The organism is Streptomyces sp. NPDC088706 (genome assembly GCF_044752765.1).
In the GTDB taxonomy this organism is placed as follows: Bacteria; Actinomycetota; Actinomycetes; order Streptomycetales; family Streptomycetaceae; genus Streptomyces.
On sequence record NZ_JBIVLW010000010.1, the window covers coordinates 195,753 to 208,675 of the forward strand.

11 protein-coding genes are annotated in these 12,923 nt (G+C 69.2%); 3 read left to right on the forward strand and 8 right to left on the reverse strand.

What is annotated here, in order from left to right:
- Positions 1-199: 199 nt before the first annotated feature.
- The gene (locus tag ACIQAK_RS22755; RefSeq protein WP_366390724.1) at positions 200-1,420 is read left to right on the forward strand and encodes a transposase; all 1,221 of its coding nucleotides are present in this window, start codon (positions 200-202) and stop codon (positions 1,418-1,420) included.
- Positions 1,421-1,473: 53 nt separating this feature from the next.
- Here the strand turns inward: ACIQAK_RS22755 and ACIQAK_RS22760 are convergent, their stop codons facing one another.
- The 8 genes from ACIQAK_RS22760 to ACIQAK_RS22795 form a co-directional block, all read right to left on the reverse strand.
- Entirely contained in the window at positions 1,474-3,720 is a 2,247-nt protein-coding gene (locus tag ACIQAK_RS22760; RefSeq protein WP_366390725.1) for an MMPL family transporter, read from the reverse strand.
- A gap of 80 nt (positions 3,721-3,800) precedes the next feature.
- On the reverse strand, positions 3,801-5,051 hold the full coding sequence (locus ACIQAK_RS22765) for a cytochrome P450 (RefSeq protein WP_366390726.1): 1,251 nt from the start codon (positions 5,049-5,051) through the stop codon (positions 3,801-3,803).
- 399 nt (positions 5,052-5,450) lie between these two features.
- On the reverse strand, positions 5,451-6,221 hold the full coding sequence (locus tag ACIQAK_RS22770; RefSeq protein WP_366390727.1) for an alpha/beta fold hydrolase: 771 nt from the start codon (positions 6,219-6,221) through the stop codon (positions 5,451-5,453).
- A gap of 99 nt (positions 6,222-6,320) precedes the next feature.
- On the reverse strand, positions 6,321-7,331 hold the full coding sequence (locus tag ACIQAK_RS22775; RefSeq protein ID WP_366390728.1) for a 3-oxoacyl-[acyl-carrier-protein] synthase III C-terminal domain-containing protein: 1,011 nt from the start codon (positions 7,329-7,331) through the stop codon (positions 6,321-6,323).
- A gap of 49 nt (positions 7,332-7,380) precedes the next feature.
- The gene (locus tag ACIQAK_RS22780; RefSeq protein ID WP_366390729.1) at positions 7,381-9,543 is read right to left on the reverse strand and encodes a 2-oxo acid dehydrogenase subunit E2; all 2,163 of its coding nucleotides are present in this window, start codon (positions 9,541-9,543) and stop codon (positions 7,381-7,383) included.
- On the reverse strand, positions 9,540-9,770 hold the full coding sequence (locus ACIQAK_RS22785) for an acyl carrier protein (protein WP_366390730.1): 231 nt from the start codon (positions 9,768-9,770) through the stop codon (positions 9,540-9,542). Before ACIQAK_RS22785 ends, ACIQAK_RS22780 begins: the two co-directional genes overlap by 4 nt.
- On the reverse strand, positions 9,767-10,708 hold the full coding sequence (locus ACIQAK_RS22790) for a thiamine pyrophosphate-dependent dehydrogenase E1 component subunit alpha (protein ID WP_366390731.1): 942 nt from the start codon (positions 10,706-10,708) through the stop codon (positions 9,767-9,769). Before ACIQAK_RS22790 ends, ACIQAK_RS22785 begins: the two co-directional genes overlap by 4 nt.
- Positions 10,709-10,777: 69 nt before the next feature.
- On the reverse strand, positions 10,778-10,996 hold the full coding sequence (locus ACIQAK_RS22795; protein ID WP_366390732.1) for an MbtH family protein: 219 nt from the start codon (positions 10,994-10,996) through the stop codon (positions 10,778-10,780).
- Positions 10,997-11,493: 497 nt separating this feature from the next.
- Here ACIQAK_RS22795 and ACIQAK_RS22800 point away from each other — a divergent pair, with 497 nt between their 5' ends.
- On the forward strand, positions 11,494-11,766 hold the full coding sequence (locus ACIQAK_RS22800; RefSeq protein ID WP_366390733.1) for a phosphopantetheine-binding protein: 273 nt from the start codon (positions 11,494-11,496) through the stop codon (positions 11,764-11,766).
- A 31-nt stretch (positions 11,767-11,797) separates the two neighbouring features.
- Positions 11,798-12,751, forward strand: a complete 954-nt coding sequence (locus tag ACIQAK_RS22805; protein WP_366390734.1) for a chlorinating enzyme — start codon at positions 11,798-11,800, stop codon at positions 12,749-12,751.
- Positions 12,752-12,923: the final 172 nt, after the last annotated feature.

Sequence of the window (12,923 nt, forward strand, 5' to 3'; positions counted from 1 at the left end):
CCCACCTTGGCGTCACCGCAGTCGGGGCAGCGGGTGGCCATCACGGGACCACGGAGGAGCAGGCCGCACCACGGGAGCCGGGGATGTGCCACCACAGGCACCACATCCAGTCACACGGACAACACGGTGGCGCCACAGGTGCAGTCAACCTAGACTCGGCCAGCGGAAAGCTCAGTAAACTCGGGGGAGTTATTGCGCCATGGCGATGTCCTGCACACAGTCTTCGGACGCAGCGTCCAGCCGGTCGGCAGCGGACCCGGAATCCTCCTTCGCTCATTTTACCGAGACCGTCTTCAGCAGCCTGAGACGGGCCGACCAACGCCGGTGGGCGCACACCTATGTGGAGGCGCTCCTCAACACGCCCGGCAAGAAGTCCATCCGCCGTCTCGCTCAGACGGTTTCCACCTCCCCCACCACCGTCCAGTCGCTCCGGCAGCTCGTCAGCCTCAGCCCCTGGGACTGGGACCCGGTGCTGTACGCGCTCACGCGCTGGGCCGACCGGCACGGTCCGGACCCCGTCTGCGCCATCGGGCGGGCGAGCCTCCCCAAACGAGGGGAGAGCTCGGTCGGCGTACACCGGTACTTCGACCTGAGCTCAGGCCGCGCCCTCAACGGTCAGCTGGCGTTAGGGGCGTTCATGTGCTTCGGCCCCGTACAGGTCCCCGTCGACTGGCGTCTGCATCTGCCGGTCGAGTGGACGGAGGACGAACGTCTGCGCCGTCGGACCCGCATCCCGGACACCATGCCCTACCGCCCCATGTGGGCCCAGGCCCTCCAGCTGATCGACACGCTCGGCGCCCGTACGGGCAGTATGTCCGCCCCGATCGTCGCCGACATGAGCAGCGACCCGGATGTCGCCCTCCTCATCCACGGACTCGGCCGCCGGGGGCGGGACTTCGTGATGGCCGTGCCGCACAACCTGACCGTCCTCCCGGTCGGTGAGTCCGAACAGACGACGATCGCCCAGCTGGTGGCCAGGCCCCGTGCCTCGCTCGGCGCCCCCGAGATGGTCGTCGTCACCGCACCTGACGGGAGCAGCCGCAGCACCCGCGTGCACGCCGGGCTGGTCCATCTCACCGGCACTCAGCGCAGGCCCGTCGGCCCGCCTCACCGGCTGTTCGCCGAGATACTTCCCGGGTCACGCCCGGGACACCTGTGGGTCACGAGTCTCACCCAGTGCCATCTCGGCGGTGTCGCCTCGCTCGCGGCCCTCGCCTCGTGCACCACATCCGCGGTCGAGCACATGGAGCGCGACTTCGGGTTGCTCGACTTCGAGGGCCGTTCGCTTCCCGGCTGGTATCACCACATGGTCCTCGTCTCAGCGGCGTACGTGTACCAGGGCCTCGCCCACCGCTCTTCGCCCGGAAGGGCCGAGCAGCACCCCGGCTCCGATCCGAAGGACCGCGGCGAGGACGCGTGAAGTGGCTCGCGCCGGAGCCCCGTGCTCTCCACGGGGCTCCGGCGCCCTCTGGGTCAGCGTGAGAAGACGCTCTCGTGCTCGCCGCGCTGACGCGGCGGGGTGGAACCGGGCTTCTGGGCCGACAGCTTCTCCCCCTCGACATCCATGTCGGGGAGCAGCCTGTCGAGCCACTTGGGCAGCCACCACGCCCGGTCGCCCAGCAGGGCGAAGAGGGCGGGGATGATGGCCATGCGTACGACGAAGGCGTCGAAGACGACGGCCAGCGCGAGGGCCAGACCCACCATCTTCACGAAGTCGTTGTCCTCCATGACGAATCCGGAGAACACACTCGTCATGATGAGCGCCGCGGCCGCGACGATCCGGCCGCTGTACCGGAATCCGGTGACGACCGCGTTGTGGGTCGACTCACCGTGCGCGTAGGCCTCGCGCATCCGGGTCACGAGGAAGACCTCGTAGTCCATGGCGAGTCCGAACACGACACCGATCATGAAGATCGGCATGGTACTCATGATCGGGCCCGGCTGGTCGACCCCGACGATGTCGGCGAACCAGCCCCACTGGAAGACGGCCACGATCACACCGAGCGCGGCCGAGACCGAGAGCAGGAAGCCGAGCGCGGCCTTGAGCGGCACCAGCACCGACCGGAAGACCAGCATCAGGAGAAGGAAGGCCAGTCCGACAACGAGCCCGATGTACGGCAGCAGGGCGTCGTTGAGGGTCTTGGAGAAGTCGATGAACATGGCGGTCTGACCGGTGAGCAGCACCTCGGCTCCGGCGTCGGTGCCGGTCGTGCCCAGCTCCTCGCGGATGGACCGGACGAGTTCCTCGGTCCGGTTGTCCGACGGTCCCGTCTCCGGGACGACGTTGATGATCGCGGTATCGCCGGCCTCATTGAGCACAGGAGGGCTGACGGCCACGACCCCGGGCCGTCCGGCAAGCTCCCCGCCCACTTCCGCAGCGAGGCCCTTGGCGTCGTCGGCCTCGACGGTGACCATGAGCGGTCCGTTGAACCCGTCACCGAAGGACTCCGACAGCAGGTCGTACGCCTTGCGCTGGGTCGTGTCGGGGGCCATGGTCCCCTCTCCGGGCAGGCCGAGCTCCAGCTGGGTAGCGGGGACCGCGATGACGCCGAGGCTCAGCACACCGAGCAGCAGCACGGCGGCGGGGCGGCGCAGGACGAAGCTCGCCCAGCGGGCGCCCATGTTCGGCTTCTGCCGGGCCTCACGCTTCTGCGCCTTTCGGCGCTGACGTGCTGACAGCTCCTTGCCCCGGAACGCCTTGCGGTCCCTGCGACGCAGCACCCGCAGCGGCGCGAAGCCGAGGAGCGCGGGGACCAGCGTGACGGCGACCAGCACGGCCACGGCGACCGTACCGGCCGCGGTGAGACCCATCTTGGTGAGCATGGGGACGTTGACGACCGCAAGACCGGCGAGGGCGACGATGACGGTGAGGCCGGCGAAGACCACGGCCGAACCCGCGGTCCCTGTGGCGCGTCCCGCCGCTTCCTCCCTCTCGCGTCCGTCCGCCATCTCGGTCCGGTAGCGCGAGACGATGAAGAGTGCGTAGTCGATACCGACCGCGAGGCCGATCATCATGGCCAGGGTCGTGGTCGTCGAGGAGAGTCCGAGCGTACTGCCGAGGGCGCCGATGGCGGAGATCCCGATGCCGACGCCGACGACCGCGGTCAGCAGCGGCATTCCGGCGGCGACCAGGGACCCGAAGGTGACCAGCAGGATGACGGCGGAGACACCGAGACCGATCAGCTCCGCCGTCCCGTTCAGGGCCTGTTCCACGGGGACCGCGTCACCGCCGACCTCGACGGTGAGGCCGTCGGAGCGCGCCTTGTCGGCCGCCCCCAGCAGGGCATCGTGAGCCTCGTCCGTCAGCTCCGTGGCAATGACTTTGTAGGACACGGTCGCGTACGCGGTGGTGCCGTCCTTGCTGACAGCTCGCGCGGTGAAGGGATCGGCGACGTTCGCCACCTGCGGGGAGCCGGTCAGGTCGGCGACGAGTTCGCCGACCCGCGCCTTCGGTGACGGGTCGGAGATCTTGCCGCCGTCGGGCGCCCGGAGGACGACCCGGGCCGTTGCGCCGTCGGCGGAGGCCGCCGGGAACTTCTCCTCCAGGAGGTCGAAGGCTTTCTGCGACTCGGTGCCCGGCATGGAGAAGGTGTCCGCGGGTGGTGGTGGCGCGGCCGAGGCCGCGACGGCCACGCCGCCGAGCATGAGCAGCCATACCAGGACGGTCAGGCCCCGGTGCCGGAAGGCGAACCGGCCCAGTCGGCTGAGGAAGATGGCCATGTCTGAGAACTCCCGTTGAGTGAGGTCGTGTCATGTCACGGGGCGGGCACCGGCCGGCCCCGCGTCCGCCGCGAGGCAGATCAGCAGAGAGCGGAGGACGGTCCTCCGTGGCGCCCGACGAGCAGCGGCAGCACCCTGGCACCCGATACCTCCGGGGACTGCAGGAACACGGGCGGGTTGCTCGGGTCGGTGCGCAGGGAGGGGAAGCGATCCAGCAGTGCGCTGATCGCGATGCGCCCCTCCAGCCTCGCCAGGGAGGCACCCAGGCAGTAGTGGATACCCCGGCCGAAGCCGAGATGGACGTTGGAACCGCGGCCGGGGTCGAAGGCGTGCGGCCGGGGGAAGACCCGCCTGTCCCGGTTGGCAGCGCCGAGCCAGAGCGCCACCATCTCCCCCTCGGCCAGCGTTCTGTCGCCGAGCACGGTGGGCCGGGTCGTCACCCGGTGCACGACCTCGAAAGGGGTCATCAGGCGCAGGGACTCCTCGATGACGGCCGGTACCGCCGTGCGGTCCCGGCGCACGAGGGCGGCGCCCTCGGGGTGGGTGTCCAGGCAGAGCACCGTGTTCCCGAGAAGCAGGGCAGTGGTCACATAGCCGGCGAGGAAGAGGAGTTGGACGAAGTTCGACAGAGCCCTGCCGGTCAGCCGTTCCCCCTCCGTCTCGGCCCTCACCAGTCCGGAGAGCAGATCCTCACGCGGGTGGCGCCTGCGGTCGTCCACGTGCTCGGCGAAGTAGTCGTTCATCCGGCGTTCGAGGTCGAACGCGGCCTCGATGCCCGCCGTCTGCTCGTCGCCGGCACGGACCGCTGGAGGCGCGGCGGTCGGGAAGAGCTCGTCCGCCCACCGCCTGAAGAGATCGCGGTCGGCGGCGGGCACGCCCAGCAGGCCCGCGATGACGGTTACGGGCAGCGGGTAGGCCAGATCGTTCATCAGCTCGATACCGTCCTGGCCGTCGACCGCGTCGAGGAGTTCGCCGGTGACATCGGCGATCCACGGTTCCATCTCGCCGACGAGCTTCGGGGTGAACGCCCGGTTGACCAGCTTGCGTAAGACGCGGTGCTCCGGTGGGTCCAACTCCGTGAGGACGCCGCTGCTGTCGTAGGCGCCCGGGTCGGGCAGGAAGCGCCGGGACGTGTCCGACGAGAAGACCTCGGGGTCCGAGAGGACCGCGACGGACTCCGGATAGCCATGGACGTCCCACACCCCCGTCTCCTCGTCGAACTCGACGGCACCCCGGGGTGGGGCGCCGCGGAGCCAGAAGTGCTGGGTGGGTGCTCCCCAGCGATCGGCGAGACGGGCGATGGGCGAGACGAGGGGCGCGGGAGGACTCATGGCGGGTCCGCCTCTTCCTCTCGCCGGCCTGGGTACGAGCCGGGTCGATTCATAGCGCCATAATGGCACTCTCATGGCGCCAGTGCAAAGTTCACTTCACCGAAGTGGCGCGGAAGCCACCCTTTGCCTCATTCGTGGCCATCGCCCCCAGGCGCCCTTCAGCCTGGTGAACCCCCTCACGAAACGTGTCATTACCCTGCTCGGAGTGGGGTTGTGGACCGCTGAAGAGCGAGTGCCCGCACCCCGCCCCCGGTCGCCGAAGCGGGTTCGTGCGACGCCATACGCGGCGCAGGAGTCCCACTGATGGCGCCACTGTGAGCCACCGGTCCGGTGAAGAGATCGAGTGACGGGCACGGCGAAGCCCGGGACCGGGTGGACCGGTCCCGGGCCCGGGCGGCATCAGCCCAGATGTCCCCTGACCGCCGCCGTCACCTCGTCGGCACACGTGTTGAGATAGAAGTGACCGCCGGGGAACACCTTCAACGCGAACCCGCCGCCGGTATGCTCCGCCCAGGCACCCGCCTCCTCCAGCGTCACCTGTGGGTCGTCGTCCCCGGTGAGGGCGAGGACGGGACAGCTGAGGGGCGGCCCGTCGGTGTACGCGTACGTCTCGACCGCCTTGTAGTCGGCCCGTACCGCCGGCATGACCAGACGCATCAGCTCCGGGTCCCCGAGCACCCGGGAATCCGTGCCGCTGAGCCGGGCCATATGCGCCAGCAGCGCCTCGTCACCGCCGAGATGAACCCGCTCGCTCCGGGGCCGTGACGGTGCGCGACGGCCGGAGACACAGAGGCCGTGCAGGACAATGCCCCGCCGCTCAAGGCGTCTCGCCACCTCGAACGCCAGCAGGGCGCCCATGCTGTGGCCGAAGAAGGTCACCGGGCGGTCGAACCACGCCGGCAGCTCACCCTCCAGCGCGTCGGCAAGGCCACCGATGCTGTCCAGACATGCCTCGCCGTGGCGATCGTGTCTGCCCGGGTACTGGATCGCCAGCACGTCCGCGTACGGTCCGATCGCCCGCGACACGGGGAAGTAGTACGACGCCGAGCCGCCGGCGTGCGGGAAGCAGACCAGCCGGCGGTCAGCACCCGGCGCGGGATGGTAGCGCCGGACCCAGCCGACCTCGCTCGGTGTGCTGGAACTCGCGGCGTCCTGCGCTGCCTCGGTCACGTTCGCTTCCCGTCTGGGGCCACATCGGCGGTCCCGTCGTCCTGGTGCGGCTGTTTCCGGCCCCCGGGCGCGCGCCGGACGTGGCCGTGCCCGGGCCGGTCAGCACGCGATGATGGCGCAGCCCCAGTGCATCCCGCGTCCCATGCCGGCCAGCGCGACCAGGTCGCCCTCGGCGAGATCGCCCGCCGCCACGTGCTGCTGGAGGTTGAGCAGATGGTCGGCGGCGCCGAAGTGGCCATGCTCCAGCGAGAATCCGAGGTTGGTGCGCTCTTCGGGCACCCCGAGCTTGTCGGCGAGCACCTTCAGGGTCTGCTCGTTGTCGTTGAGCAGGACGACCCGGGCGAGATCGCCCGGCTGAACGCCCGCCCGCTTGCAGGCGCGGTGGACCACCTCGCGCACCCGGTCGTTCATGAGCTCGATGAAGCCCTCGAACCGGTCCGAGTCGTAGTCGAAGAATTCCATCATGTCCCAGGCGTCGCGGGCCGCCGGCTGCCCTTCGCCGGGCATGAAGGGGAACAGCGCACCGCCCTGTTCCATGAGGAAGAAGTCGGCGTAGCGGCCGTCCGTGATGACCTCGCCGCCCCGCCAGCGGAACGCCGGGTGTCCGCGCCCGACGACCGTCGCCGCGGCGCCGTCGGAGAACAGGAGCGAATGGGTCTCCATCCGGTTCCAGTACGCCTCGGCGGTCCGGTTGGCACCCACGAACAAGGCCCGTCTGTAGTCGGGGTGGGTGGCGAACCGGCCGGCGATGGTATCGAAGCCCGTGATGCCGCCCGCGCAACCCTGAGCGATCAGCACGGCTTCGGCCTGGTGGGCACCGAGCCTCGCCTGGAGGCTCGCCGCGGCGTCCCAGTACAGGTACTCAGGGATGTCGGTGATCGCCAGGACCACCAGGTCCAGCTCGCCGGGATCGGTGCCCGACGCCGCCATCGCCTCGCGGGCCGCGGCCACCGCCAGGTCGGTGAGGCCGACCTCCGGAGGACACCGGTGCACATTGCGGTAGCCGTACGCCAGCACCCGCTCCCTGTCCGTCGTGTACTCCGCCACGATGTCGGCCACCGGGGCCTTCTCGCCGAGCGCGGACCCAAATCCCATCATCCCGAAGTCCATCGGGATCCTCCTTCCGTCGCCGTACGCCGGCCGCCGGGTGCCAGGGTGCTCATGCCGGCTCCTCCGCCGTGATCGCCGCGTTCCCGAGCCACTTCCGCGGTTCATCGCGGCGCTCCAGGACGCTCCTGACACCGGTGAGGAACCGCACCGCGTCCCGGCCGTTGACGACCCGGTGGTCGTAGGCGAGTCCGAGGTGGACGTACCGGACGGCGCGGGGCGTCCCGTCGGCACCGGGCCGGTACTCCTCGTCGACCGCGCCGACCGACACCATGCACAGCTGCGGCCAGAGCACGATGGGGTGGACCAGCACCACGCCGGGGTCGGGGTTGAGGGAGACGGCGATGTTCCCGCCGTCCAGCTCCTGCGCGAGGAAGTCCTTGGTCAGCGCCTTCATCCTGAACTCCATCAGAGTGTCGGCGACGTCCTCCAGCGACCTCTTGTGTGCTTGTCGGACCACCGGTACGTACAGGGATCCGTCGGTGTCGACGGTCACGCCCACGTGCGGCGCGTCAGCGAGGGCGACGGTGCGGTCGTCCAGCAGGGAACCGAAGAAGTGCGGGAACTCGGCATGCTGAGCGGCCACCGCCTTGACCAACGCCTCCGCGAGGCCGAACGTGGTGCCCGTCTCCTCGCCCAGCTCCGCCAGGGCGTCCAGGATGGGGCCCACTTCCGCCCGGACCACCGTGAACCCGGCCGGGACTTCGCGGTGGCTCCTGGTGACCACCGCCGCGGTGCCCTGCTGAATCCGGTCGAGCGTGTGTACCCGGCCCGGCCGGTCCTCGCCCGGGACGGGCCCGGCGGTCGTCGGAGCAGGACGTTCCGTCCTGGCCACGGGGACGGGTGCGGAAGCCCGCGCCCCGGGGGCGGGCGGCTGTGGCAGGAGGAAGGCGAGGACGTCCCCGACCTCCGGCTCATCCCCGACCGCAGCGACCCGGTGAACGTAACCGGCCTCGGTGACCTCGATGTCCTGTACGGCCTTGGAGGTTTCCAGCGAGACCACTTCGGTGCCGGGCTCGACCCACTCCCCCTCGTCCACCAGCCAGTCCGTGAGCAGATAGGTGGTGTCGTTGTTGTTGAGCTTGGGCACGACGAGCGGCACACCGGCCGCTCCGGACACCTCCGCGGGCAGCTCCTCGAAGGGTGCCCCGGCCGCGCGGGAGCCGCCCAGGCCCGCGGCGGCCACGATACCGGCCGCGATGCGGTCGGCGCCGAGGAGGACCCGGCTCTCCAGGTGCCCGGCGGTCGGGATGATCGAGTCGGCGGAGTTGAGCAGCACCACCGGACCGCGCAACGAGGACCAGATCCGCTCGTGGACGACCCGGGCCACCTCGGCGCCCCAGGTACCGCCGGCGGTGCTCTCCTCCACCACGACGACCCGGTCCGCCGAGGCGAGCAGCGAAAGCACCGGGTCCAGATCGAGCGGATAGAGCTGAGCGGGCGTCAGCAGATGTACCGAACAGCCGTGTTCGGTACGCAGTCGGCGAGCGGCTTCCAAGGCTCGGTGGGTCATGCCGCCCGGGGCGAGGACGACCACGGCCGGCGAGGTGCCGCCCTCGGCCTGGGGAAAGGTGTGCGCCCAGCCGGCAGCGGATCCCAGCAGCTCGAAGCGGAAGAGGTCGTCGACGCGGCCATCGCGGTACATGCGGCGCGTGTAAAGGACCTTGTCCTCGAAAAAGATCCCGGGCGCGCCCCGGTTCAGGGCGGCGCCCAGCACGGCTTCCACGTCGTGGAACGGCGACAGCTCGTACAGTGCCAGGTTGGGGATGCCGATGAAGTGCTTCTGCGGACTCTGGCTGTGGGTCGGCCCGTAGCCGCGGTTGCCGCCCACCGGGCAGCGGACCACCAGGGGGACGCCCACCTCGCGCCCGTACATCGAGACCGACTTCGAGGCGAAGTTGAGCAGCTGGTCGAAGGCGAGGGCGATGAAGTCGCCGAACATGATCTCGACGATGACCTTGTTGCCGCACAGGGCGAGGCCGCCACCGGCTCCCACGATGCCGCCCTCGCTCAGCGGCGTCGACAGCACCCGGCCCGGAAAGCCGGTCGACAGCCCTTTGGTGATCTTGAATGCTCCGCCGTACGGATCGACCAGGTCCTCACCCAGGAGGAAAAGCTGTTCCTCCTGGGTGAACAGCCGGTGCAAGGCGCGGTTGAGATGCTCCCCGACGCGCGGCGCGATGGAGGCGAGCGGGTCGCCCGCGACCGCCGTCATACCGGGAACCCCTTCTCTGCGAGGAGCGTGCGCAGTTCGCCCACGCTTCGGCAGGACCGGGCCTGCCGGGGGGTGAGCCGCACCCCGAACTCCTCTCCGACGGCCGCGATGATCTGCACGTGCCGCAGGCTGGTCCAGTCCGCGGCCGTGGCCGGACCGGTTTCGTCGTCTATCCGCGTCTCCTCGACGCCGAGCACCTCGGCGACGATCCTGTCCAGTGCGCTCACTCGGTGACACCCACTCCCCACTCGGTCAGCGCCGGCCAGCTCGACGGCGGCCGGGCGGACACATCCGCCACGAGGTCGGCGATCCGCGCGCGGGTGCGCGCGTCGATCGCGGTGAACTGGTCCCTGTACCGCCGTGCGTAGAGGGCGCTCCACTCCCGGGCGCGGACATCGGCCAGCTCCTCCTCGGAGCGGGTGTCGTCACCCTTGCTGTGCGGCCCGAGCCGCAGGCAGTGGAACTCCACCACCGCCGGTGCGCCGCCCCTGCGCATCCCCTCGACCAGCGGGGCCAGTTCCTCGCGGATGGCGTTGACGTCGCTGGTGCGCACTTCTCGGTACTCGATGCCGAAGGCAGCCGCGCGGTCCGCGATCGTGCCCGCCATCTGCTGCTCGGTCGGGGTGGACTGGGCGATCGCGTTGTTCTCCACGACCACCAGCAGGGGAACCTGCCACAACGTGGCCATGTTCAGGGCCTCGTAGACCGATCCTTCGCCCCAGGTGCCGTCGCCGATGTGGGCGACGGCGATGCGCCCTTCCCCCGCGCGCCGCAGGTGCAGGGCGACACCGGCGGCCACCGGCAGACTCTGGCCCTGCACGCCCGTGGAGAGGAATCCCTCCCGGTAGATGTGCTGGCTGCCGCCCACTCCGGCGCACACGGCACCCGACCGGCCCATGATCTCCGCGAGGAGACCGGCAGGATCGGCGAAGCGGGCCAGATAGTGACCGTGGCCCCGGTGGTTGCTGAACACGAAGTCGTCGCGGAGCAACGGAGCAAGTGCGACCGGCACGTATTCCTGCCCGAGACAGGTGTGCGTGGTGCCGTTGAGCTTTCCCTCGGCAAACAGGTCCAGCAGAGCAAGCTCGAAATTCCTGATCAGCAGCAGGGTTTCGAGGTCCTCGTCGGAAATCTTCGTGACATCGGGCAACGCGTCGGTCGCCATCCCTCGCATGTCTCCTCCGCGGTGGTCATCGATGTACCGGGCTGTCGGCGGTGCCGGTCCCGCGAAGGTTCAGACGCCGTCCTTCGCCATGGCCTCCGCCAGGCTCCTGGGCCGCATGTCGGTCCAGTTCTCGTCGATGAAGTCGAGGCAGGCCTGCCGGCTGTCCGCGTCTTTGATGACCGTCCAGCCCGCGGGCGCGTCGATGTACGAAGGCCACAGGGAATGCTGCCCCTCGTCATTGACCAGGACCAGGTAGGTACCGCTCTCGTCCTCGAAAGGATTCGCCATCGATTTCCCTTCCCTGATGAAGTGTATGAAGTGACGGATCGGGCGTTCTTTCCCGGGCTCCGCGCTACGACAACCGAAGGCTATACAGCATTCACGCGCACTGGCCATCCCGGAATTCATCTTGACGGTACGCGACGGGAGGGGGCCGTCTCCGCGACGGCTTCGGACTCACCCGGTCCAGGACTCCGGCCAGTTCGGGGTAGTGCCGTGTCCTGCCGACAGGACAGCCGTGGAGCTGTCCGACCTTGAAGTGATTCAACTCGCCGGTCTAGCGTGACACCGCCGACTTCTTCCACATCGGATCAATTCGGGTCCCGCGGTACGCCGCCGCTCATCCGGGCGGCCGGCTGCGGTCCGGCAGCAAACTCTTCGCAGGGTACGTCTCTCTGCGCCGGGCGGCGGCTCCGGTATTCGCCGCTGCGATCCATCACCTGTCCCGTTTCCCGGAGAATCGGGACCGTATTCACACGCATGGAAAAGCAACGAGGAGGAAGCCCATGCAGGTTTCACCGGCGAGCGGCGCAGCGTCCACCGGGTCCCGTGCCACGGACATCGAGTCTTCCGTCGTCGATTGGTTGCGCAACGAGCTGGACGATCAGGAGATCACCGGGGACGACAACTTCCTGGACATCGGCGGCCATTCCCTGACATTCGCCCGGCTGAACAAGCATGTCGGGGCGGCCTTCGGTGTCGTTCTCGACAACAGGACGACCTACTCCGAATCGCTGAGCGTGGCCGTGTCGAAGGCACAGCCGGCCGAGACCCACTGACGAAGACCATCAACCCGACGAGGGAGCAGGAATGACCACCAGCGAGCGTACCGATTTCTCCCTTACCGAGGAGCAGATCGCCTCGTTCCACAAGAACGGCTACATCGGCCCGCTGACCGTCTACACCCCTGAAGAGATGGACCGGATGTGGAAGGAGATCCGGCGCGATTCGCTGGACCGCAGTCACGCCGCCTACCCGGAGGTGGACGCGGGCATCGGAGCTCCGAACATCTTCAACTACGACCGGCACCTCGACGTCGACCTGCTGGCGAAGCACATCTGCAACCAGAAGATCATCGACAGGGTCGCCTCGCTGCTCGGTCCCGACCTGCTCTGCTGGCGCACCGAGTTCTTCCCGAAGTACCCCGGTGACGAGGGCACCGACTGGCACCAGGCGGACACCTTCGCCAACGCCAGCGGCAAGCCCCAGCTCCTGTGGCCGGGCGAGACCGAGAGCAACTTCGGTGGCGGCACGCTGACGGTGTGGACCGCGTTCACCGACTCCACCATGGAGAACGGTTGTCTGCAGATCATCCCCGGCACCCACACCAAGATGAACTACGACGAGACCAAGACGATGGACTTCAACGAGGACCGCATCAACGCGGAGGTGAAGGACGGCGTCCCCCGGGGCTTCTTCGGCTACGACTACCGGCAGCTCCAGTTCGACCCCGACTGGAAGCCCAATGAAGAGGACGCGGTCTCCCTGGTCATGGAGAAGGGGCAGTGCGTCATCTTCCTGTCGACGCTGATGCACGCCTCGCTGCCGAACACCTCCACCGGCAAGGGCTACCGGATGGGCTTCGCGTCCCGCTATGTGCCCACCTCGGTCCGTGTGTACCCGGACACGGACCACATCGAGGAGTACGGCGGCAACATCTCGCTGGACAAGTGGTCCGCCGTCCTCGTCAACGGCGAGGACGCATACGGTCACAACAAGATCGGCACCAGGACGCTGCGGGGCACCGAGTACCGCTCCGCCTGATCGTCCGCCGGGGTCCGGGGGGCGGCGGTGTCCCCGTCCTTCCCCACCCCGGCACCCCACCTGCCGGGGGGCCGGGGCCCGGGGGACCGGGGCCCCCCCCCCCCCCCCCCCCGGGCCCCCACGCCAAACCCCCCCCCCAACCCCGGATAGCCCTAAAAACCCCCCCCACCGG